A 23,709-nucleotide genomic window follows, 5' to 3' on the forward strand; every position below is an offset into this window, starting at 1 on the left:
CGTCACCGGGGCGGCGCGTTCCGCAGGCGCCGCGCCAACTCCCGTACCGCGTCGATGTACCGCTCGTCGGACTCGGACGGCCAGTGCCCCTGTATCGGTGGGGGAACGCTGTCGCCCGGCGGGGTGACCACCGCGCTGGGGTCGACCTCGCGGCGGTCCACCGCCGTGGCCGGGTCACCGTCGGACCCCGCTGGCCCCCGGTCGGCGAAGACGCGCCCGCCGATCGGGTCGGTGTCCCGCCAGAGGTTGACCCACCGCCAGCCGACCCTCCTGCCGATCTCGTGCAGCACCGCGTCGTCGATGTACGCGGGGAACAGCCGAGCGTAGAGGCGGCGCAGTGGGGACCCGTACGTGAGCAGCGCGACCCGGCTGCTGATCCGAGGTGGCAGCTCAAGGACCGCCGCGGCGAGCAGAACCGAACCGTGGCTGTGCCCGGACAGCAGTACGGCGTTGCCACGTTCGACCAGGTAGGTGATGCGTCGCGTCAGCTCCGGCACCGCCCGTTCGGCGTAGCAGGGCGGCGCGAACGGGTGGGCGGCCCGGGGCCAGAAGGTCCCGAGGTCCCAGATGACGCCGACGTGCCGCCGGAACCCTTCCGTGCGGTAGGCGAAGATCCCTCCGAGGATCAGGCCGAGGAGGGCCACCGCTTTCACCCAGCTCGTGAACGCGATGCTGAAGGTGATCGCCTCGGCGGGTAACCGTGTGTACCGCTCGACGACGTCGCCCGGAAACAGCCCCAGCAGGCCGAGGCTGGTGGTGGCGGCACCGACGCCGGACAGGCAGCCGAAGATCACACCCAGCAGCACGAGGCGTTCGGTGAAGCTGGCCCGGGCCAGCGCGTCGCGCACCTGGCGCAGTCGCGGCCCGGCCTCCGGCGGGGCGTGCGGATAGTCGCGGGCCACGATCGCCGTCGCGCGACGGCGGCGACCGGGTCGGGAGATCACGACGACCAGGCCGGTGACGAGGACCGTGACCACCGCCGTACGGAGGAAGCCGAAGATCGCCCAGGTGAACGCCCGGGGTGGTCCGGTGGCTATTCCCTCCCCGGTCGGCAGGTCGCGGTCGAGGTAGTCCGCCACCCGGTAGACCAGTTCGGCGGAGTACCCCACCGCCGCGCTGATCGCCGCGGCCGTGATGACCAGCGCTCCCAACCCGAACAGAGGGCTGCCTCTGCGCCGCCAGAGCAGGGCCACGGCGAGGGCGACGAGCAGCGCCGTCTGGACGGCGAACAGCCAGGTGAGCGTCCTGTCGAAGCCGGGCAGCGCGCCGTCCTCGCGCCAGTTCGCAGGGCTTGTCACCAGGTGGACCGCGACCACGACGGTCAGGATCATCGCGGTCGTCCGCAGGGCGGTGGTGACCGCGTCCAGCCGCCGATCGGTGGGGGACCGGTCCATCAGCGCGGGCGTACAGAGCAGCGCCACGCAGGCCACCAGGACCACGCCGGTGACCACCGCCAACACGACCGTGACGACCGAGCCGCCCTTCGCGGCGCGGGCGGCGAGCAGGACGAGGCACAGCGTCCCGAACGCCGCGGCGACGTGCACGGACCGTAGCCGTCCGACCAGCGGTTCGGCGTCCCACGTACCGACCGTGCTGAGCCGATGCCCGGAAACCTCCTCGTCGGGCGCGCGGAACGCCTCGAACGACCGTCCAGGCCGGTTGCTGAGCCGCCAGACCAGGCCGATCGCGACGACCGGGACCAGCGCGAACACCGCCAGCCGCCGCCCGACCGGCTGCCCGCTGAACCAGGACAGCCAGCTGCGACCGGCCAGACAGCGGGGCGAGTTCAGGCAGTGCCAGGCGAGCAGGTCGAGGGCCACGCCGGCGATGGCGAGCACGTAGAGCACCGTGAGCGTCAGCGCCAGCAGGCGGCACAGGGACTTGACCACGCTCTCCGAGCGGGGGTTCGCCGGGCGCATCCAGATCGCCACGTTGACCAGCAGGAATGGCAGCAGCAGAACCAGCGCCAGGGTCCGGGCCACGGTCCCGGAGGGCAGATCACCCCAGCGGTACGCCTCCAGCGTCACACCCCGCGCCTCGGGCGTCGCCCAGCGGGGCCGGACCCGGACGAAGCCGCCCATGCGGTCGCCGGCGACCTGCACCGTGCGCGCCAGGCCGAGCACCTGCTCGGTGCTCGCGCCGGAGACACCGTGCACCCGCAGCTCCACGACGTCCGAGGCGGTCTCGGGCCCGCTCACCCGCGCTGATCCATCCGCCATCGCCCCCCGAGACACCTCGTCCGCCCGGGGCCGGCGATCCGGCCGCGGGTGGCCCACCACCGGTCTGTGGCGGACCGGGGTCTACCCCGCCGGGACGCGCCCAATCGCCCGGGGTGACGCCGCAGCCCCGGCGGTCGCCGGCGCTGCGGCGTCGCCTACCCGCTCGCGGCGCCCCCGGCCACCTGGCGGCGATACGCGCGTGGCGACACGCCGGTGACCCGTTTGAAGGCCACGCTGAGGGCGCTCTCCGAGCCGTATCCGACGGCCCGGGCGATGGCGGCGACGGAGTCGGAGCCGTGACGGATGCGGTCGGCCGCGAGTTCGATCCGCCATCCGGTGAGGTATTCCAGCGGACCCACGCCGACGACCCTGCGGAAGCGGGCGGCGAGCGTCGACCGGGAGACGGCGGCGGCGCGGGCGATCGCGTCCACCGTCCAGGGCTGTGCGGGTCGCGCGTGCATCGCCCGCAGCGCGGGGGCGACCACCGGGTCGGCGAGCCCGGCGAGCCAGCCGGACGTGTGCTGCGGGTCGCGGGCGAGGTGCACCCGCAGGACCTGGATCAGCAGCACGAGCGCCAGGTGTTCGGCGACGAGCCGCGACCCGAGCTGAGGCCGCCGCAGCTCGGTGTCGATCTCGTCGAGGGCCCACCGGATGGTGCCGGCCCCGGGGGCGTCGGCGGGTACGTGGATGACCGGCGGAAGGCTGTCGAGCAGGAGGCTGCGCCCCCTTTCGCCAAGCGAGAACGCGCCGCCGATGAGGAACATGTCGTCGCCCTCACCGGCGTGCGCCACGCCGTCGGCGGCGGCCGCGAAGATCGGGTACGCCGGCTGGACCGGCGCGTCGGAGTCGCTGAAGAGCGTGTACGCCACCGGCCGGGTCAACAGGTAGCAGTCGCCTTCGGCGAGGCCGATCGGCTCCGGCTCGCCCTCGACCTGGAGGAAGCAGCGGCCGCGTCGGATGGCGTTGAACTTGGGGCCGGCGGGCGGCTCGAACCGCACCGCCCAGCGCCCGCCGGCGACGAGGCCTGCGGACACGTGCGCGGTGGCGCCGAGCAGCGCCAGCACGTCTTCGAGAGGATCCATCCCGCCCTGTCCTGGACGCTGGCGAAAGTATCAGAGACTCCAGACTATAGGCAGTCCAGTACGACGAACATAGCGTGGTGGACATGACAGCGCACGCACGCCTCACCACTCCCTTCACCGCCCGCACCACCGCCGCCGAGATCCTCGATGGCGTGGACCTGACCGGGCGTCGAATGATCGTCACCGGTGGCGCCTCCGGCATCGGGGTCGAAACGGTCCGCGCCCTGGCCAACGCCGGCGCGGAGATCACCGTCGCGGTCCGCGACCCGGCCCGGGCGACCGGGCTCGTCGAGGGATTCGCCGGCGACGCCACCCGGGGCGGCGTCCGGTCGGCCGTGCTCGACCTCGCCGACCTGGCGTCGGTCGACGCGTTCGTCGCCGCCTGGGACGGTCCGCTCGACGCGCTGGTCGCCAACGCCGGCATCATGGCGCTCCCGACCCGCCAGCTCTCCGCGCAGGGCTGGGAGCTCCAGCTCGCGACCAACTATCTGGGCCACTTCGCGCTGGCCGTCGGACTGCACGACAACCTGCGGGCGGCCGGCGCGGCGCGGGTCGTGGTGGTCAGCTCCGGAGCGCACCTGGGCGCCCCGTTCGACGTCGAGGATCCCCAGTTCGAGCGGCGGCCGTACGACCCGTGGTCGGCGTACGGGCAGTCGAAGACGGCGGACGTCCTGCTGGCGGTGGGTATCAGCCGGCGGTGGTCGGCGGACGGGATCACCGCGAACGCCCTGAACCCCGGGTACATCCACACCAATCTCCAGCGCCACCTCGACGACGACACGATGCGCGCGCTCGGCGCGATGGACGAGGCGGGCGACCTCGTGGTTCCGGACTACTACAAGACGCCCGCCCAGGGCGCGTCGACCACGGTCCTGCTCGCCGCGTCACCCCTGCTCGACGGCATCGGCGGCCGGTACTTCGTCGACAACCAGGAGATGGCTGTGGTTCCCGGTGGACCCGACGCCACCGACGGGGTCGCCGACCACGCGGTCGACCCGGTGGCGGCGGACCAGCTCTGGGCGTACGCCGAGAAGACGCTCGCCGCGCGCTGAGCGCGACCCGCCGTCGGACGCCGGCCCGGCACGGACCCGCGTGGTCGTGCCCGGCGGCCAGGATTGATCGGGGTACGGCGGGGTAGCCGCCCGCCATGGTCGCTGCCGGTCGACCCGGTACGGAGGGGGACGCGCCGGCACGCGCTGGCGCGGGAGCGCGGTCCGGCCCGACGTCGACCGGCGCCCGCCTGTGGGGCCGGCTGTCGGAGACGCTGCGGGCCCGGGGGCGGCGGGTTCGAGGCATCGGCGGTCTGGCCCTGCAGGCCGGCCTTGCCGCGGCGCTGTCCTGGCTGGTGGCGCACCAGGTGCTGCACGTCACGCAGCCGGTGTTCGCGCCGATCTCCGCGGTCTCCACCCTCGCGGCGTCGGTCGGTCAACGCCTGCGTCGCACCATCGAACTGATCATCGGTGTCACCGTGGGGGTGCTGGTCGGTGACCTGCTGCTCGGGGTGATCGGCACCGGGTGGTGGCAGCTCGCGCTGATGGTCGTGCTGGCGATCCTGGTCGCGTTGTTCCTCGCCGGCAGCGCGGCGGTGGTGATCCAGGCCGGGGCCACGGCCGTGCTCATCGCCACGTTGAGTCCGTCCGTGCGGGACCTGGAGATTCCCCGCTTCGTGGACGCCCTCGTCGGGGGCACGATGGCGCTGCTGGTCACCGCCGTCCTGTTGCCGTTGAGCCCGCTGCGGGTGCTCAACCGGGCCGCCCGACCGGCGCTGGACCTGCTCAGCGACCAGCTCGAGGCCACCGCCGGCGCGTTGGCCGACCGTGACATCGCCCGCGCGCTGACGGCCCGGGCGAAGTTGCGCGACAACAAGGACGAGCTGGGGGCCCTCGTCGAGGCGACGCAGGGTGCCCGGGAGGCCAGCACCCTCTCGCCCGTGCACTGGCACGAGCGGCAGGGGCCGGTGGCCCGGTACGCGCACACGGCGGAGCCGATCGACCGGGCGATGCGCAACACGGGAACGCTCATCCGTCGGGTGGTGACACTCATCGAGGACGGTGAGTCCGTCCCGGAACGGATGCCCACGGCCGTCGCCGACCTTGCCGAGGCGGTACGCCTGCTCAAGCGGCAGTTCGCCGCCGGTCAGGAACCCATTCAGGCGCGGGAGCGGGCTCTCGCGGCGGTCTGCGCCGCCGGTGACGCCTACCGCGAGGGGGTCGGTTTCTCCGGTGCCGTCGTGGTGGCGCAGGTGCGGACGACGACAAGTGACCTGCTGGTGGCCACCGGGCTGAGCCAGGAGGTCGCCAACCGGCTGGTCCGCCGCGCCTTCGGAGGGGCGGCGCACCGGCGGTGACCTGCGACGACGTTCGTCATGGCAGCAGAGTGAGCCATGCCTGTTGCATCGTGAGCCAAAGTGGTGCCATGATGGTGCCATGGACTTGAGGCCGTACGTCGAGAATCTGCGCAACGAATTCGCCGTGGCCGCCGAGGGCGTGGACCCGGAGGGTCGGGTGCTGGCCGAACGGCTCTTCACCCAACTCGAAGCGGCGACTCACCTCACGCTGCTCGAAGCGCTCTCCGACGCCGCCGACGAGATCACCCGCGATCTCGCCCCCGGATCGGTGCACGTCCGGCTGCGCGGACGCGAGCCCGACTTCGTGGTGGCACCCGCCATCCCGCCCACGGACGGGCCGGGCCAGGCCGGTGAACCGCCGGCGGCCCCGGCGCCGCTGGTGCCGCCCGAGGGTGACGAGGGCGGCACGTCCCGGATCAACCTCCGCCTTCCCGACCACCTCAAGGCGGGCGTCGACGAGGCCGCGAGCCGCGCCGGGCTGTCCGTCAACGCCTGGCTGGTGCGCGCCGTCGCCAGTGCCGTCGGGGCCGGCGGCCCCGACCGCCAGCCGCCACGCCGGCCGGAACCCCCGAGGTCCGGCCAGCACGTCACCGGCTGGGCGCGCTGAACCGCGCCTGTCCGCACCTCCTTCCGCCTTCGCTGACACCCTCCCGGGAGACCACCATGCCTGTTTTCGACACACCAGAACCGATCTCCGTCCAGGTCGAGCTGCCCATCGGGGACGCCTGGATCGCCGCGACCGACCGCACCGACACCGTGGTACGGGTGCGGCCCCGCGACCCGTCGAGCAAGTCCGACGTGAGCGCGGCGGAGCAGACCACAGTCGAGTTCGCCGCCGGGCAGCTGCGCATCAGGGTGCCGAAGAGCTGGCGTCGGTACGGCTTCGGCTCCGGACCGTCCGTCGACGTGCTGATCGAGGTGCCGAGCGGCAGCCGGCTGCATGCCGAGGCGGCGTGGGCGGTCTTCCGCGGCGAGGGACGGCTCGGCGAGTGCCGCATCAAGACCGGGAGCACCATCCGCCTGGAGGAGACCGGCTCGCTGGAGATCGACAGCAGTCACGGCGAGGTCGCGGTGGAGCGCGTCACCGGTTCCGCCCGGGTGAAGGCATCGTCCGGCAAGGTGCGCCTCGGCGCGGTCGACGGCAATGTCGAGATCAAGAACTCGTCCGGTGACTGCTGGATCGGCAGCAGCGGCGGTGACGTCCGGATCAACACCGCGTACGGCGACATCACCGTCGACGCGTCGACGGCTTCGGTGGTGGCACGGACCGCGTACGGCAACGTGCGGTTGGGCCAGGTCGTACGCGGGGCGATCGAGTCGCAGACCTCGTACGGGGCGATCGAGGTCGGGGTCCGGCGCGGCACCGCCGCCTGGCTCGACGTCAGCTCCCGACACGGTCGCGTACACAACGCCCTCGAGACGACCGACGGTCCGGCCGAGACCGACGAGACGGTCGAGATCCGTGCCAACACCTCGTACGGCGACATCACGATCCGCCGCGCCTGATCCGCCCCGACCCCCACCGCAAGCGAGGAGACCATGAACGGCAGCAGGAAGCCCGCGATCGTCACCACCGACCTACGCAAGTCCTACGGCGACAAGGTCGTGCTCGACGGCATCGACCTCATGATCACCGAGGGCACGATCTTCGCGCTGCTCGGCCCCAACGGCGCCGGCAAGACCACCACCGTGCAGATCCTCTCCACCCTCCTGCCGGCGGACGGCGGCCTCGCCCGCGTCCTCGGGCACGACGTGACCCGCGACGCCGACGCCGTACGCGAGTCGATCGGTGTCACCGGCCAGTTCTCCGCCGTGGACAACCTGCTCACCGGCCGGGAGAACCTGCACCTCATGGCCGACCTGTGTCACCTGGACCGGGCGGCGGGTCGCCGACGGATCGCCGACCTGCTCGACCAGTTCGACCTGGGCGGAGCGGCGGACAAGCCGGCCGCGACGTATTCCGGCGGCATGCGCCGTCGACTCGACCTCGCGATGACGCTGGTCGGCAATCCCCGCGTCATCTTCCTCGACGAGCCGACGACAGGGCTCGACCCGCGCAGCCGCCGCGCCATGTGGCACATCATCAAGGCGCTCGTCGCCGAGGGCGTCACCATCCTGCTGACGACCCAGTACCTGGAGGAGGCCGATCAGCTCGCCGACCGCGTCGCCTTCCTCGACCACGGCCGACTGATCGCCGAGGGCACCCCGCACGAGCTGAAGCGGCTCATCCCGGGCGGTCACGTCGTCCTGCGCTTCGCCGACCAGGAGGGGCTCGACTCGGCGGCCCGTACGTTCACCGCCGCCACCCGGGACGACGCCGCGCTGACCCTCCAGGTGCCGAGCGACGGTGAAGTGGGCTCGCTGCGGTCCCTCCTCGACGACCTCGACCGGGACTCCATAACCGTGGCCGGCCTCGCCGTGCACACCCCCGACCTCGACGACGTCTTCCTCGCCCTCACCGGCCAACCCGACACCCGAGCCGGGCGGCCCGGCCACGAAAGGGCTTCAGCGCGATGAGCACCCTCACCCTCGCCCTGCGCGACTCCAACACCATGTTGCGGCGCAACCTGCTGCACATGCGCCGCTACCCCTCCCTGACCCTGATGCTCGTCGGCATCCCGGTCATCCTGTTGCTGCTCTTCGTCTACGTCTTCGGCGGCACACTCGGCGCCGGCCTCGGGCCTGCCGGCGGTCGGGCCGACTACGCCAACTACGTCACCCCCGGCATCCTGCTCATCACGGTGGCCAGCGCGGCGCAGGGCACCGCGATCTCGGTCGCCATGGACATGGCCGAGGGCATCATCGCCCGCTTCCGTACCATGCCGATCTTCCGACCGTCGGTCCTCACCGGCCATGTCCTGGGCAGCATGTTCCAGACGATGCTCGGCCTGGCGGGCGTCACCGGCGCGGCGCTGCTGGTCGGGTTCCGTCCCACCGCCAACGCCGTCGAATGGCTCGCCGCGATCGGCGTGCTGGTCATGGTCACCTTCGCCGTCACCTGGCTGTCGGTGGCTCTCGGCCTGGTCACCAAGAGCGTCGAGGCGGCCAGCAACCTGCCCATGCCGCTGGTGCTGCTGCCGTTCCTCGGCAGCGGTTTCGTCCCCACCGACTCGATGCCGACCCCGGTGCGCCTGTTCGCCGACTACCAGCCCTTCACCCCGGTCATGGAGACGCTCCGCGGCCTGCTGCTCGGCACGGGGATCGGTGCCAACGGGCTCCTCGCGGTCGCGTGGTGCGGCGTCATCACGGTGGCCTGCTTCTGGTGGGCCAGGGCGCTCTACAACCGCAGCCGGACGGTCTGACCCGACATCCGACGGCCCGGCCCAGGTGGGCCGGGCCATCGGCGTGCCCGGGCCTGGCTCGCCACATCGTCGACCTGGAGTCGATCACCACGCTCCGCGCGGTTCGCGCACGGCGGAACGTCGAATGTTATCGATAACATTCGATGGCGGTCGGCGGCCGGCATCGAGTGCCGAGCACTGGAGCGCGGGTCATGGGCTCGGACGTGGCGACAGTCCGGTTGACAGGTCTGATCATGCGCGAGCATCGGCGCTGTCGATGTTATCGCTGACATCCCATCGGCGGGCCAATCGTGGTCGTGGGGTGACGCTGTCGCAGCCACGCGAGGATGACGCCGTCGTCACGCCACCTGCCCCGTCCGGGCCGCGCCGTCGCGTCCTCCGGCGGCGGGTGTGATCGTCGCCGCGCCCCGGCGGCGCCGGGGGCGCCGCGCAGCGGGAAGTCGGGACGGCTCGACGCTCGGGTCGGGTCGCGTCCTCTGCGGCGGTCCGCTATCGACGCGCCCGAGTCAGTGCGGCCTCCGCGTTCCGTTACGGAGCTGTTGCAGGTAGATGTCTTGACGAGGCTGGATGTGAGCGTTAACACTATCCCCGTTAACGGTGGAGGTGAACATGGAGCGTGTGGGCGGAGCTGCCGAAAGCTACGTCGTGGGTGTCGACTTCGGCACTCTCTCCGGGCGGGCCCTCGTGGTCCGGGTTCGTGACGGTGCCGAACTCGGGACCGCGGTGCACGAATACGGCGACGGGGTCATCAGCGAGACGTTGCCCGGAGGTAGACCACTGCCCCCGGACTGGGCGCTGCAAAATCCGGACGACTACCGCGACGTGCTGCGCTACGCCGTTCCCGCGGCGGTCTCCGCCGCGGGAGTGGACCCCGCCGCCGTGGTGGGCATCGGCATCGACTTCACCGCCTGCACCGTCCTACCGACGCGCGCCGACGGCACCCCGCTCTGCGAGGATCCCGAGCTGCGCGACCGGCCGCACTCGTGGGTCAAGCTGTGGAAGCACCACGCCGCGCAGCCGCACGCCGACCGGATCAACGCGCTGGCCCACGAGCGGGCGGAGCCGTGGATCGGCCGTTACGGCGGCAAGATCTCCGCTGAGTGGCAGTACGCCAAGGGTCTGCAGATCCTGGAGGAGGACCCGGAGATCTACCACCGGGCCGAGCGGTTCATCGAGGCCGCCGACTGGATCGTCTGGCAGCTCAGCGGCACCGAGACCCGCAACGTCTGCACCGCCGGCTACAAGGGCATCCTGCAGGACGGGCAGTACCCGTCCGAGAGTTTCCTGACCACGCTCAACCCCGACTTCGGCGACTTCGTGGCCAAGCTCGACGGCCCGCTGCTGCCACTCGGTGCCCGCGCCGGCACGCTCACCGCCCGCGCCTCCGCCTGGACCGGACTGCCGGAGGGGATCGCGGTAGCGGTCGGCAACGTCGACGCGCACGTCACCGCGGCCTCCGCGCAGGCCGTGCGGCCGGGTCGGCTCGTGGCCATCATGGGCACGTCCACCTGTCACGTGGTCAACGGCGAGCACCCGGCCGAGGTCGCCGGCATGTGCGGCGTGGTCGACGGCGGCATCAGCCCCGGGGCGTGGGGCTACGAGGCCGGCCAGAGCGGTGTCGGCGACATCTTCGGCTGGTTCGTCGAGCACGGCGCTCCCGCCGGGCTCGCCTCGCACGAACGCCTCACCGAGCTGGCCGCCAGCCAGCCGGTCGGCGCGCACGGCCTGGTCGCGCTGGACTGGTGGAACGGCAACCGCTCGTTGCTGGTCAACCACGACCTCAGCGGGATGGTCGTCGGGATGACCCTGGCCACCCGCCCGCAGGACATCTACCGCGCGCTGCTGGAGGCCACGGCGTACGGCACCAGGATGATCATCGACGCGTTCGTCGAGGCCGGCGTGCCGGTCAACGACCTGGTGATCGCTGGCGGTCTCACCAACAACAAGCTCCTGATGCAGATCTACGCCGACGTGACCAAGCGGCCGCTGAACATCATCGCGTCCGCGCAGGGGCCGGCGCTCGGCTCGGCGATCCACGCCGCCGTCGCCGCCGGGGCGTACCCGTCGATCCACGAGGCGTCCCAGGCGATGGGGCGGGTGCACGAGGCGGTCTACACGCCGGACCCCGAGCGGGCGCGCGCCTACGACGCGCTGTACGCCGAGTACCGGGCGCTGCACGACCACTTCGGTCGCGGCGGCAACGACGTGATGCTCCGCCTCCGGGCGATCCGCAACGCGGCGGTAGAGGCCGCCGTGGCCACGCACGAGGCCCCGCTGGAGGTCGTCGCATGAACGCAGAGCTGAACCGGCAGATCGGTGAGCTGCGCGAGACGGTTGCCCGCCTGCACAGCGAGCTGACCCGGTACAACCTGGTGGCCTGGACGTCCGGCAACGTCTCCGCGCGGGTGCCCGGCCAGGACCTCATGGTCATCAAGCCGAGCGGTGTGGGCTACGACGACCTCACGGCCGACACGATGGTGGTCTGCGACCTCGACGGGATCCTGGTCGAGGGAGACCTGACGCCGTCCAGCGACACGGCCGCCCACGCCTACGTCTACCGCGCCATGCCGGAGGTCGGCGGCGTGGTGCACACCCACAGCTCGTACGCGAGCGCCTGGGCCGCCTGCGGTGAGGCGATCCCCTGTCACCTCACCGCGCAGGCCGACGAGTTCGGCGGGGAGATCCCGCTGGGCCCGTTCGCGCTGATCGGCGGCGACGACATCGGCAAGGGCATCGTCGCCACGCTCGCCGGGCACCGCTCGCCCGCCGTGCTCATGCGCAACCACGGCGTCTTCACCATCGGCCGGGACGCCCGGGCGGCGGTCAAGGCGGCGGTCATGTGCGAGGACGTGGCCCGTACCTCGTACCTGGCGCGCACCCTCGGGCAGCCCGTGCCCATCGCGCAGGCCGACATCGACGCTCTCTACCACCGTTACCAGAACGTCTACGGCCAACAACCAGTCGCACCGGCGGGCTCCTGACCGTCTCCACACGTCCCGCCGGTCTGCTCCACCGACGCACCAGCACGCACCACCCGCGTACGCCACCTCTGCTCGTCGGCGGCTGACGCGGTCCCCACCACACCCAGCCAAGGAGATCTGATGAGAAAGATGCGAACGCAGCGCGCTATCGCGGTCCTCGCCAGTGTGCTGCTCATCGGCGGCGTGGCGGCCTGCGGCAACAGCGACACCGGCGGCGGCGGGTCCAAGGACGACGGCAAGATCACGATGGGCTTCTCCCAGGTCGGTGCCGAGAGCGGGTGGCGTACGGCGAACACCACCTCGATCAAGGAGTCCGCTGCGGCGGCGGGCGTCGAGCTGAAGTTCGACGACGCGCAGCAGAAGCAGGAGAACCAGATCAAGGCCATCCGCAACTACATCCAGCAGAAGGTGGACGTCATCGCCTTCTCGCCGGTTGTGGAGTCCGGCTGGGACACCGTGCTCAAGGAGGCCAAGGACGCCGGCATCCCGGTCATCCTGACCGACCGCTCGGTCGACTCGGCCGACAAGAGCCTCTACAAGACCTTCCTCGGCTCGGACTTCGTCAAGGAGGGCAAGCTCGCGGGCGAGTGGCTGGTCGAGCAGAAGAAGGGCGCGACGGGCCCGGTCAACATCGTCGAGCTGCAGGGCAACACCGGTGCGGCACCGGCCAACGACCGCAAGAAGGGCTTCGGCGAGGCGATCGCCGCCAACCCGAACCTGAAGATCATCGCCTCTCAGCCGGGTGACTTCACCCGGGCGGGCGGCAAGCAGGTCATGGAGCAGTTCCTCAAGGCCAACCCGAAGATCGACGTGCTGTTCGCGCACAACGACGACATGGGTCTGGGCGCTCTCGAGGCCATCACCGCGGCCGGCAAGGTGCCCGGCAAGGACATCACCATCATCACGGTCGACGCCGTCAAGGACGGTATGCAGGCTCTCGCCGACGGGAAGTTCAACTTCATCGCGGAGTGCAGCCCGCTGCTCGGCCCACAGCTGATGGACCTGGCCAAGAAGGTCAAGGCGGGCGAGACGGTGCCGCCTCGGATCGAGACCGAGGAGACCACCTTCACGCAGGCGCAGGCCAAGGAGGCTCTGCCCACCCGCAAGTACTGATCGACGCGAGGGGGGTCGCCGCGCTCGCGTGGCGGCCCCGCCGTGTCGCCCCGTAAACCCGAACGGACCGGGCATGATCCGCGACGACCCGCGCCACGCCCGCCCGAGCCCCAGTGCAGGGGCCGGGCGGGCGCGGTGGGAGCGCAACGGCCCATCCGCGTCGACAACCCCCAGAAGAGGTCTGATGGGATGACGGATAGCCGTCCGGTCCTGACGATGACCGGGATCAGCAAGTCCTTCCCCGGGGTGCGTGCACTCCACGACGTCAACTTCCGACTCTTCCCCGGCGAGGTGCACGCCCTGATGGGCGAGAACGGCGCCGGGAAGTCGACCCTCATCAAGGTGCTGACCGGTGTCTACGACACCGACGAGGGCACGATCACCCTCGGCGACGAGCCGGTGTCCTTCAGTGGACCGATGCAGGCGACGGCCGCCGGGGTGAGCACCGTCTACCAGGAGGTCAATCTCTGCACCAACCTCTCGGTGGCGGAGAACATCTTCATCGGCCGTGAGCCGCGCCTGCTCGGCGCCGTGCGCTGGGGCGAGGTCCGCCGCCGCGCCCGCGCGCTGCTGTCCCGTCTCGACCTCGACCTCGACGTCAGCGCGCCGCTGGGCTCGTATTCGCTGGCGATCCAGCAGATGGTCGCGATCGCCCGCGCCATCGACATCCAGGCCCGGGTGCTGATCCTGGACGAGCCGACGTCCAGCCTCGACGCGGGTGAGGTCGCGCAGCTGTTCCGCATCATGCGGCAACTGCGCGACGAGGGCATCGCGATCCTGTTCGTGACGCACTTCCTCGACCAGGTCTACGAGATCGCGGACCGCATCACGGTGCTGCGCAACGGCGGGCTCGTCGGCGAGTACCTGACCTCCGAGCTGCCCCAACTCGGCCTCGTCGAGAAGATGATCGGCAAGGAGCTCGACGTCCTGGAGGGGATCGAGGAGCACTCGCGACGCGACCTGGCCGCGCTCGAGGAGGGCACCCCCCTGGTGGCGGTGTCGAACCTCGGCCGGGCCGGCGCTGTCGAGCCGTTCAGTCTGACCATCCACCCCGGTGAGGTGGTGGGCCTCGCGGGCCTGCTCGGCTCGGGGCGTACCGAGGTGGCACGGTTGTTCTTCGGGGCCGACCGGGCCGACGGCGGGCAGGTCGCGATCGACGGCACGGCCGGCAGTCTGCGTACCCCCGCGCAGGCCATCGACCAGGGCGTCGGCTTCTGTTCGGAGAACCGCCGCGCCGAGGGCATCGTCCCGGACCTGTCGGTCCGCGAGAACATCATCCTCGCCATGCAGGCCGCCCGTGGCTGGCTGCGGCCGATACCGCGCCGCCGCCAGGACGAACTGGTCGACAAGTACGTCAAGGCGCTCAACATCCGTCCGGCGGACCCGGAGGTGCCGGTACGCAACCTCTCCGGCGGCAACCAGCAGAAGGTCCTCCTCGCCCGGTGGCTGATCACCGAGCCCCGGCTGCTGATCCTGGACGAGCCGACCCGGGGCATCGACATCGGCGCGAAGACGGAGATCCAGCGGCTCGTGGCGCAACTCTCCGACGGCGGGATGGCGGTGCTGTTCATCTCGGCCGAGTTGGAGGAGGTGTTGCGCCTCAGCCACAAGGTGGCCGTCATGCGGGACCGGCAGATGGTCGCGCAGCTCGCCAACAACGAGGGTCTCGACGCGGAGCGCATCATGCAGACGATCGCGAGTGGATCCCAGCGGGAGGAGGCGGACCGATGAACGACACCACGAGCCGGTACCGAACGATGATCGGTCACCGGCTGTTCTGGCCCGTCGCCGTGCTGGTCGTCATGCTCGCGGCGAACACGATCTACCGCCCCGGGTTCCTGTCCATCGAGCTCAAGGACGGGCACCTGTACGGCACGCCGATCGACATCCTGCGGCTGAGCGCGCCACTGATCCTGGTGGCGCTGGGCATGACGCTGGTGATCTCGACCGGAGGCATCGACCTGTCGGTCGGCTCCCTCTGCGCGATCAGCGGCGCGGTCGCCTGCATGTACATCAGCAAGCAGCCCGACCAGAACAGCCTCGGCGTGGTGCTGACCGCGCTCGCGATGGCGTTCGGGCTCTCGCTGGTGCTCGGCGCCTGGAACGGGGTGCTGGTGGCCGTGATCGGTATCCAGCCGATCATCGCCACCCTGATCCTGATGGTGGCCGGTCGTGGCCTCGCCCAGCTCATCACGCAGGGTCAGATCATCACCATCAACTCGGGGCCGTTCCGGGCCATCGGGTTGGGTCACCTGCTCACCCTGCCGCTGGCCATCTTCATCGCGCTCGCCGCCGCCCTGCTCGTCGCCGCGTTCACCCGTCGCACCGCCCTCGGCATGATCGTCGAGTCGGTGGGCGGCAACGCCGAGGCGAGCCGGCTGGCGGGCATCCGCTCCAACCGTGTCACCTTCCTCGTGTACGTCCTCAGCGCCGCCTGCGCGGCGATCGCCGGGTTCATGATGACGGCCAACGTGTCGAGCGCCGACGGCAACGCCGTCGGCCTCTGGGTCGAGCTGGACGCCATCCTCGCGGTCGTCATCGGCGGTACGTCCCTCGCCGGCGGCCGGTTCTACCTCAGCGGCACCATCCTCGGCGCGCTGATCATCCAGACACTGACCACCACGGTGTACGCCATGAACATCTCGCCGCAGACGTCGCTGCTGTTCAAAGCGGTGGTCGTCATCGCCGTCTGCCTCATCCAGGCGCCGGCCTTCCGAGCCCGGTTCAGCCGGCGCCGGAAGAGCACCCCACCGCCGCGCCCCGTCGCCGACAAGCCGAAGGAGCAGGTGCCGGCATGACCACCGGATCGCTCACCGCCCCCCGCCGCACCCGGTTCCGGCTGCCCCGGCGGCAGGTGCCGGTGCTGGCCACGCTCGCCCTGCTGCTGGTCATGTACGGCATCGGCGTGTCCCAGTACACGGCGTTCTCGAACGTGCAGGTCATCTTCAACGTCTTCATCGACAACGGCTTCCTGCTCGTCGTCGCGGTGGGCATGACCTTCGTGATCCTCACCGGTGGCATCGACCTGTCGGTCGGGTCCGTCGTCGCGATGACGGCGATGGTGTCGGCGGACCTGTTGAACAAGGGTCTGCCGGCGGGGGTCGTGCTCGTCGTCGCGTTGCTCATCGGCCCGACGCTCGGCCTGTTGATGGGCTGCGTCATCCACTTCTTCGAGATCCAGCCGTTCATCGTCACGCTCGCCGGGATGTTCTTCGCCCGGGGCATGTGCACGTTCATCTCGGACTCGTCCATTCCGATCACGGACGGTTTCTGGACCAGGATGTCGCAGGAGCGGATCGGTGATCCCCGGGGGAACTTCGTCTCGATCAGCGTGCTGATCGCCTTCGCCGTGGTGCTCGTCGCCGCGTACGTGCTGGCCTACACCCGGCTGGGACGCAACGTGTACGCGATCGGCGGCAATCCGCAGTCGGCGCTGCTGATGGGCCTGCCGCTGGGGCGGACCCGGATCGCCGTCTACACGATCAGCGGGCTCTGCTCGGCGATCGGCGGCATCCTGCTGTCCTTCTACACTCTCTCCGGCGCGCCGCTGATCGCCGTCGGCATGGAACTGGACGTCATCGCCGCCGTCGTCATCGGCGGCACCGTGCTCACCGGCGGCGCCGGATACATTTTCGGCACGGTGCTCGGCGTGCTGGTCCTGGGCGTGATCCAGACTCTCATCACGTTCGACGGCAGCCTGAACTCCTGGTGGACCAAGATCGTGATCGGCGGCCTGCTCTTCGCGTTCATCCTCCTGCAGCGACTCATCGGAATCCGTTACAAGTGACCGCCCCTCTCGCGGAAGGCAACCCCATGGCACCACACCCCGAACCCGAGATCTGGTTCCTCACCGGCAGCCAAGGCATGTACGGCGAGGAGACGCTCCGGCAGGTAGCCGAGCAGTCCCGCCAGATCGCGGCCACGCTCGACGACTCGCCGCAGATTCCCGCCCGGGTGGTCTGGAAGCCCGTCCTGACCAACAGCGGTGAGATCCTGCGGGTCTGCCGGGAGGCCGCCGCCCAGGGCGCGATCGGGGTCATCGCGTGGATGCACACGTTCTCGCCGGCGAAGATGTGGATCGCCGGACTGGACGCTCTGCAGACGCCGCTGCTGCACCTGCACACCCAGGCGAACGTCCTGCTGCCGTGGGACGACATCGACATGGACTTCATGAACCTGAACCAGGCCGCGCACGGCGACCGTGAGTTCGGGTACATCCAGACCCGCCTCGGTGTGGCCCGCAAGACGGTCGCCGGGCACGTCAGCGACCCGCGGGTGACCGCCCGGGTCGGCGCCTGGGCCCGCGCGGCGACCGGTTGGTCGGCGATGCGGTCGCTGCGGCTGGCCCGTTTCGGCGACAACATGCGCGACGTCGCGGTGACCGAGGGTGACAAGGTCGAGGCGGAGCTGCGCTTCGGGGTGTCGGTCAACACCTACGGCGTCAACGACCTGGTCGAGGTGGTCGGCGAGGTCGCCGACGCCGACGTGGACGAGCTGGTCAAGGAGTACGGCGACAGCTACCGTGTGGGTGCCGAGCTGCTTCCCGGGGGTGAGCGGCACGACTCGCTGCGCTACGCCGCCCGCCTGGAGCTGGGTATGCGCGCGTTCCTGGACGCCGGTGGGTTCCGGGCGTTCACCACGAACTTCGAGGACCTCGGCGGTCTGCGTCAGCTCCCCGGCATCGCCGTGCAACGGCTGATGGCCGACGGGTACGGCTTCGGCGGCGAGGGCGACTGGAAGACGTCGGTCCTGGTGCACACCATCAAGGCGATGTCCGTGGGTGTCCAGGGCGGTACCTCGTTCATGGAGGACTACACCTACGACCTCACCCCGGGCCAGGAGCTGGTCCTCGGCGCCCACATGCTCGAGGTCTGTCCGACCATCGCGTCCGACGTGCCCAACGTCGAGATCCACCCGCTGAGCATCGGTGGGCGGGAGGATCCGGTACGGCTCGTGTTCGACGCCGCGCCCGGTCCGGCGGTGGTGCTGGGGCTGGCCGACATGGGGGAGCGGTTCCGACTCGTGGCCAACGAGATCGACGTCGTGCCGCCGCCGCAGCCGCTACGCCGACTGCCGGTGGCCCGTGCCGTCTGGCGGCCGCGACCGGACCTGCCGGTCTCCGCCGAGTCCTGGATCACCGCCGGAGCGCCGCACCACACCGTGCTGTCGCAGGCGGTGGGCACCGAGGAGCTGCACGACCTGGCGGAGATGAGCCGGACCGAGCTCGTCGTCATCGACGCCGACACCAACGCGCGCCGCTTCGCGGACGAGATCCGGTGGAACCAGGCCTACTACCGGTTGGCCCGCGGCTTCTGAGCGGCGGCCCGAGCGTCCGGTGAAACGGGTGGTCCACCCCTGCCTGCGGGCCGGGGTGGATCACCCGTTCGTGCCTCCGCACCGGCTCTGCCACGCGTCCTAGCAGGCCCGCGAGCCGATCGTGTTACGCCTTGACTAAGAGCATGTTATCGCTCACAGTCTATAACCAAGGTGGTCGATGTCATTGCCTGGTCCGGCCGTGCGTCCGTCCTAACCCCTCGTCTTCGGCATCGTGCTGCCGCGGCGCTCGGGAAGTGCTGTTAGCGATCACATGGCCGGGCATGGTCAGTTCGGTGCCCCGCCCGGTGCCGCGGACGACGGCCCAGACCGCACGGTTCGCGTCAGCAGAGGAGGATCATGCTTTCCATCGGTCGGGTTCCCCGGGGTGCGCCACGCCGGCGCAGTTGGCTGTCGAGAGTCGCCATCGCGGCGACGGCGCTGGTGGTCGGTGGCGCGGCGGCGGCGGTTGCCGCGGCGCCCGCATCGGCGGCCACGGTCGACACCAGCGCGTGGTACGTCCTGGTGAACCGCAACAGTGGCAAGGCATTGGACGTGTACAACTCGGCCACGAACGACGGTGCGCGGATCACGCAGTGGACGCGTAACAACGGCAACCAGCAGCAGTGGCAGTTCGTGGACTCCGGCAGTGGCTACTACCGGGTCAAGTCGCGCTTGTCGGGCAAGGTGTTGGACGTTTCCGGCCGTTCGACCGCCAATGGTGGGGCGATCGTGCAGTGGTCCGACAACAGCGGGACCAACCAGCAGTTCCGGCTCGCCGACTCCGACGGCGGCTACGTCCGGCTGATCAACCGCAACAGCAACAAGGTCATGGAAGTCCAGAGCGCCTCGACCGCCGACGGCGGCAACATCGTGCAGTACGACGACTGGAACGGCACCAACCAGCAGTGGCAGCTCGTCCGCGTCGACGGCGGGGGCAACCCCACCACGCCGCCCCCCACCACGCCACCCCCGACGACACCGCCCCCGTCGAGCGGCACGTACTCGAACCCCGTGGTGTGGCAGGACTTCGCCGACGTCGACATCATCCGGGTGGACGACGTCTACTACATGTCGGCCTCCACCATGCACTACTCGCCGGGCGCTCCGGTGCTGCGCTCGTACGACCTGGTGAACTGGGAGTACGCCGGGCACTCCGTACCTCGCCTGGAGTTCGGCTCGAAGTACGACATGAGCGGTGGTAACGCGTACGTCGACGGGATCTGGGCCTCGACGTTGAACTACCGGCCGAGCAACCGCACGTACTACTGGGCCGGGTGCATCGACTTCTCGCAGACGCACATCTACACCGCGTCCGCCGTCGACGGCACCTGGAGCAAGCACACCACCATCCCGAACTGCTACTACGACGCCGGCATGCTGATCGACGACAACGACACCATGTACGTGGCGTACGGCAACACCACGATCAGCGTCGCCCAGCTGTCCGCCGACGGGAAGTCCCAGGTACGCGCCCAGCAGGTGTACCAGACCCCGTCGAGCATCGGCACCCTGGAGGGCGCGCGGTTCTACAAGCGCAACGGGGCCTACTACATCTGGCTCACCCGACCGGCCAACGGCCAGTACGTGCTGAAGTCGACCAACGGCCCGTTCGGCCCGTACGAGCAGCGTCAGGTGCTGCTCAACCTGCCCGGCCCGATCTCCGGCGGCGGTGTTCCGCACCAGGGTGGCCTCGTGCAGACCCAGAACGGCGACTGGTACTACATGTCGTTCGTCGACGCGTACCCCGGTGGTCGGATGCCGGCCATGGCACCGATCACCTGGACCAGCGACGGCTGGCCGGTGCTGCAGACCGTCAACGGCGCGTGGGGCAGCTCCTACCCGAAGCCGAACCTGCCCACACCGCCGCGTGCGGTGAAGCCGCTGACGGGCACCGACACGTTCGCCGGCACCACGCTCGGCCCGCAGTGGGAATGGAACCACAACCCGGACAACAGCAGGTGGTCGGTCAACAACGGGCTCAACCTGCAGACGGCCACGGTGACCGGTGACCTCTACGCGGCGCGCAACACGCTGACACACCGCATCCAGGGCCCCACCTCCACCGCCACCATCGAGCTGGACTACTCGACGATGCGCGACGGTGACCGCACCGGTCTGGCGGTGCTGCGCAACTCGTCCGCCTGGATCGGCATCAAGCGGGACAACGGATCCACCCGTCTGGTGATGCAGAACGGTCTCACGATGGACGGCAACTGGAACACCACCAGCACCGGCAGCGAGGCGGCGAGCACCGCCATCTCCGGTGGCCGGATCTGGTTGCGCGCCAACGCCGACATCAGACCGGGCTCGGGTCGACAGGCACGCTTCTCGTACAGCACGGACGGCGTCAACTTCACGTCGTTCGGCAACGCCCTGACGTTGGCGAACAACTGGCAGTTCTTCATGGGCTACCGGTTCGCCATCTTCAACCACGCCACCCAGGCGCTCGGTGGCGCGGTCACCGTCCGCCGCTTCGACCTGACCACACCGTGACGCCGGTCACACGACGAGTTATCTGACCGCGTCGCGACCGCACCACCAGCGCCGCCGGATCGGACCCGCCGCCGCCCTGTTCCACGCTCTGTCCAGGAGCTTGGAGCGGGGCGGCGACTCGTTGCGGCCGTCGCCGGTCGAGGTGTCCGCGTGAACGGCGGGAGAGACCGCCGGCACCACCTGGCACGCGCCGCGTTGTTCGCGTTCCGCCGTACCGTGTTGGAGGGGGCGGCTGGCGTAGACTGTCGGCGATCCAGCGCTGGTCACCTGCGATTCAGCACCGGCGTGGTGGCTGAGCGAGGGGGATCGGGCCGGGCCGCTCCAGTCGACGTCGACGGGCCGCGGGTCGGGTGAAGGCGGGGGGAGTGAAATGGCCGTGCACGGTCCCGCGATGACGGATGTCGCTCGTCTGGCCGGTGTCTCCCATCAGACGGTGTCGAGGGTGCTCAACGGGCATCCCAACGTGCGTGAGCAGACCCGGTTGCGGGTGCGGGCGGCGATCGCCGAGCTCGGCTACCGCCCGAATGGTGCCGCGCGCGCCCTGGTGACCGGCCGGTCCCAGGTCATCGGCGTGGTCGCACAGAACACCACCCTCTACGGTCCGGCATCGCTGCTGGCCGCTCTGGAGCAGACCGCCGCTGCGGAGGGCTTCGCGGTCAGCGTCGGCAGCGTACGGGACCTGGACCACCGTTCCATCTCGGCCGCTGTCGAGCGGCATCTGGCGCACCGGGTCGCCGGCATCGTGGTCATCGCGCCGGTCGAGTCGGCCGGCGAGGCGTTGGAGCGGCTGCCCAAGGACGTTCCACTGGTGACGGTCGACGGCGACCCCCACCGTCCGGTGCCGTTGGTGACTGTCGACCAGGTGGCGGGCGCGCGGGCCGTGACGCAGCATCTCCTCGACGCGGGGCACCGCACCGTCTGGCACGTGTCGGGGCCGTCGGACTGGTTCGACAGCGCCGGTCGTATCGAGGGCTGGCGGGAGGCGCTGCTGGCCGCGGGGATCGTCCCACCACCCCTGATGCACGGGGACTGGTCGGCGGCCTCGGGCTACCGGTGCGGGCAGATGCTCGCTCGGATGCCGGAGGTGACCGCGATCTTCACGGCGAACGACCACCTCGCCCTGGGCGTGCTGCGGGCGCTGCACGAGTTCGGGCGGAAGGTGCCCGCCGAGATCAGCGTCGTCGGGTTCGACGACGTGCCGGAGGCGGCGTACTTCATCCCGCCGCTGACGACCGTGCGACCGGACTTCGACGCCGTCGCGCGGGCGAGCCTGCAGATGCTGCTGACCCAGATCGTGTCCGGCAACGGTGGCGGCGCCCTGCGCCAGACGATCGCCCCGACTCTGGTCGCGCGCGACAGCGTCGCCCCGCCGCGCGGCTGACGCCACGGACACCATCGATGCCTCGTGACCTGCGGCCCCCGATCAACCGTCCCCGAGGGTTGCGCGTGGTCGTGTGGGTGGAGAAGTCTCCGTTACGAGACCGTGACACCGGTATTTCGGATCAAGTGTTGACGTGCTCTATGTGAGCGCTAACACTACCCGAAAGATGACAGGTGGCCCCGGCGGTCGGCGGGGGGAATCGGGAGAGGAGAAGCCCGTGAGCAGGAAATTCCTGGTTGCTCTCGGTAGCGCGGCGCTGGCGCTGAGCCTGGCGGCGTGCAGTGGTGGAGGTGCCGGCAGCGGCGGCGACACCAGCGACAAGAAGCCGGGGGACCTGACGATCGGCGTCTCGATGCCGACGCAGACGTCGGAGCGCTGGATCGCCGACGGCAACGCGGTGAAGTCGAAGCTGGAGTCCAAGGGCTACAAGGTCGACCTGCAGTACGCGGGCGACGACATCCCGACCCAGTCGCAGCAGGTTGACCAGATGATCACCCAGGGCGCGGACGTCCTGGTCATCGCCGCCATCGACGGTACGGCGCTCAGCAGCCAGCTGCAGGCCGCCGCCGCCGCGAAGATCCCGGTCATCTCGTACGACCGGCTGATCCGTGGCAGCAAGGACGTAGCCTTCTACGTCAGCTTCGACAACTACAAGGTCGGCGTCGCGCAGGGCACCGCGCTCCTGGTCGGTCTCGGCCTGCTGAACAAGGACGGCTCGAAGGGCACGGCCAAGGGCCCGTTCAACGTCGAGCTGTTCGCCGGCTCGCTGGACGACAACAACACGCAGTACTTCTTCGGCGGCGCGATGGACACCCTCAAGCCGTTCATCGAGGCGGGCACGCTGAAGGTGAAGTCGAAGCAGACCACCAAGGAGCAGGTGGCCATCCTGCGCTGGCAGCAGGAGACCGCGCAGAAGCGCATGGAGGACCTGCTGACGTCCAGCTACAACGACGGCTCGGTCGTCGACGGGGTCCTGTCGCCGTACGACGGCATCTCCCGGGGCATCATCACCGCCCTGCAGAACGCGGGCTACGGCGGTGCGGGCAAGAAGAAGATGCCGGTCGTGACCGGTCAGGACGCCGAGATCGCCTCGATCAAGCTGATCAACGACGGCGTGCAGAGCTCGACCGTCTTCAAGGACACCCGCCTGCTGGCCGACCAGGCCGCCAACGCGGCGGAGGCGTTCCTGCAGGACAAGCAGCCGCAGGCGAACGACACCGAGACGTACAACAACGGCGTCAAGGTCGTCCCGTCCTACCTGCTGCCGATCGCGACCGTCTACAAGGACGACATCAAGGCGACGCTGATCGACTCCGGCTACTGGACGGCGGAAGAGGTCGCCGCCGGTCAGGCCAAGAAGTAGGTCACCTCGTCGGGCTCGGCGGGCGACCGCTCGCCGACGTTGTTCAGCTCGAGCTTCTTGATCTTCTCCGAGTGGCCGGACTGCTGGCCGTAGAAGTAGATCGGGATGCTCG

Annotated in this window: 18 protein-coding genes; 16 read left to right on the forward strand and 2 right to left on the reverse strand. The window is 70.2% G+C overall.

The genetic code is table 11. The annotated features are described in order from the left end of the window. Positions 1-2: 2 nt before the first annotated feature. The gene (locus ABZV06_RS27260) at positions 3-2,198 is read right to left on the reverse strand and encodes a hypothetical protein (protein ID WP_355248137.1); all 2,196 of its coding nucleotides are present in this window, start codon (positions 2,196-2,198) and stop codon (positions 3-5) included. A 176-nt stretch (positions 2,199-2,374) separates the two neighbouring features. Next, positions 2,375-3,301, reverse strand: coding sequence for an AraC family transcriptional regulator (locus ABZV06_RS27265; RefSeq protein ID WP_355248135.1), 927 nt, complete (start codon positions 3,299-3,301; stop codon positions 2,375-2,377). An 83-nt stretch (positions 3,302-3,384) separates the two neighbouring features. On the opposite strand from ABZV06_RS27265, the gene ABZV06_RS27270 reads away from it, so the two are divergent. The 16 genes from ABZV06_RS27270 to chvE all read left to right on the forward strand — a co-directional run bounded on the left by ABZV06_RS27270 (position 3,385) and on the right by chvE (position 23,597). Continuing rightward, positions 3,385-4,353 carry an SDR family NAD(P)-dependent oxidoreductase gene (locus tag ABZV06_RS27270; RefSeq protein ID WP_355625042.1) on the forward strand — a complete coding sequence of 323 codons (969 nt, stop codon included), beginning with the start codon at positions 3,385-3,387 and terminating at the stop codon, positions 4,351-4,353. 95 nt (positions 4,354-4,448) lie between these two features. Further along, positions 4,449-5,648, forward strand: coding sequence for an FUSC family protein (locus tag ABZV06_RS27275; RefSeq protein WP_355625044.1), 1,200 nt, complete (start codon positions 4,449-4,451; stop codon positions 5,646-5,648). Positions 5,649-5,727: 79 nt separating this feature from the next. Next, positions 5,728-6,255, forward strand: a complete 528-nt coding sequence (locus ABZV06_RS27280; RefSeq protein WP_355625046.1) for a hypothetical protein — start codon at positions 5,728-5,730, stop codon at positions 6,253-6,255. Between the two features lie 56 nt (positions 6,256-6,311). Next, positions 6,312-7,154 (forward strand): DUF4097 family beta strand repeat-containing protein, encoded by an 843-nt coding sequence (locus tag ABZV06_RS27285; protein WP_355625048.1) that lies wholly within the window; start codon positions 6,312-6,314, stop codon positions 7,152-7,154. 33 nt (positions 7,155-7,187) lie between these two features. Beyond that, complete coding sequence (locus tag ABZV06_RS27290) at positions 7,188-8,165, forward strand: ATP-binding cassette domain-containing protein (protein ID WP_355625050.1); 978 nt, start codon at positions 7,188-7,190, stop codon at positions 8,163-8,165. Continuing rightward, complete coding sequence (locus ABZV06_RS27295; protein ID WP_355625051.1) at positions 8,162-8,950, forward strand: ABC transporter permease; 789 nt, start codon at positions 8,162-8,164, stop codon at positions 8,948-8,950. Before ABZV06_RS27290 ends, ABZV06_RS27295 begins: the two co-directional genes overlap by 4 nt. A 609-nt stretch (positions 8,951-9,559) precedes the next feature. Beyond that, positions 9,560-11,242, forward strand: a complete 1,683-nt coding sequence (araB, locus tag ABZV06_RS27300; RefSeq protein ID WP_355248115.1) for a ribulokinase — start codon at positions 9,560-9,562, stop codon at positions 11,240-11,242. Beyond that, positions 11,239-11,931, forward strand: coding sequence for an L-ribulose-5-phosphate 4-epimerase (locus ABZV06_RS27305; protein WP_355248112.1), 693 nt, complete (start codon positions 11,239-11,241; stop codon positions 11,929-11,931). Before araB ends, ABZV06_RS27305 begins: the two co-directional genes overlap by 4 nt. Before the next feature lie 120 nt (positions 11,932-12,051). Further along, on the forward strand, positions 12,052-13,044 hold the full coding sequence (locus tag ABZV06_RS27310; RefSeq protein WP_355248109.1) for an ABC transporter substrate-binding protein: 993 nt from the start codon (positions 12,052-12,054) through the stop codon (positions 13,042-13,044). A gap of 189 nt (positions 13,045-13,233) precedes the next feature. Beyond that, the gene (locus tag ABZV06_RS27315; protein WP_355248106.1) at positions 13,234-14,775 is read left to right on the forward strand and encodes a sugar ABC transporter ATP-binding protein; all 1,542 of its coding nucleotides are present in this window, start codon (positions 13,234-13,236) and stop codon (positions 14,773-14,775) included. After that, on the forward strand, positions 14,772-15,842 hold the full coding sequence (locus tag ABZV06_RS27320; protein WP_355625053.1) for an ABC transporter permease: 1,071 nt from the start codon (positions 14,772-14,774) through the stop codon (positions 15,840-15,842). The genes ABZV06_RS27315 and ABZV06_RS27320 overlap by 4 nt, the downstream gene beginning before the upstream one ends. Beyond that, on the forward strand, positions 15,839-16,831 hold the full coding sequence (gene yjfF / locus ABZV06_RS27325) for a galactofuranose ABC transporter, permease protein YjfF (RefSeq protein ID WP_355625055.1): 993 nt from the start codon (positions 15,839-15,841) through the stop codon (positions 16,829-16,831). Before ABZV06_RS27320 ends, yjfF begins: the two co-directional genes overlap by 4 nt. Before the next feature lie 26 nt (positions 16,832-16,857). Next, the gene (gene araA / locus ABZV06_RS27330) at positions 16,858-18,360 is read left to right on the forward strand and encodes an L-arabinose isomerase (RefSeq protein WP_355248098.1); all 1,503 of its coding nucleotides are present in this window, start codon (positions 16,858-16,860) and stop codon (positions 18,358-18,360) included. A 357-nt stretch (positions 18,361-18,717) separates the two neighbouring features. After that, positions 18,718-20,853 (forward strand): family 43 glycosylhydrolase, encoded by a 2,136-nt coding sequence (locus ABZV06_RS27335; protein ID WP_355248096.1) that lies wholly within the window; start codon positions 18,718-18,720, stop codon positions 20,851-20,853. 391 nt (positions 20,854-21,244) lie between these two features. Then, positions 21,245-22,234, forward strand: coding sequence for a LacI family DNA-binding transcriptional regulator (locus tag ABZV06_RS27340; RefSeq protein ID WP_355248093.1), 990 nt, complete (start codon positions 21,245-21,247; stop codon positions 22,232-22,234). 217 nt (positions 22,235-22,451) lie between these two features. Beyond that, a complete protein-coding gene (gene chvE / locus ABZV06_RS27345; RefSeq protein ID WP_355248090.1) occupies positions 22,452-23,597 on the forward strand; it encodes a multiple monosaccharide ABC transporter substrate-binding protein in 1,146 nt (381 codons plus the stop codon). Positions 23,598-23,709 lie beyond the last annotated feature (112 nt).

The organism is Micromonospora sp. NPDC005172, from assembly GCF_040608555.1.
GTDB lineage: Bacteria > Actinomycetota > Actinomycetes > Mycobacteriales > Micromonosporaceae > Micromonospora.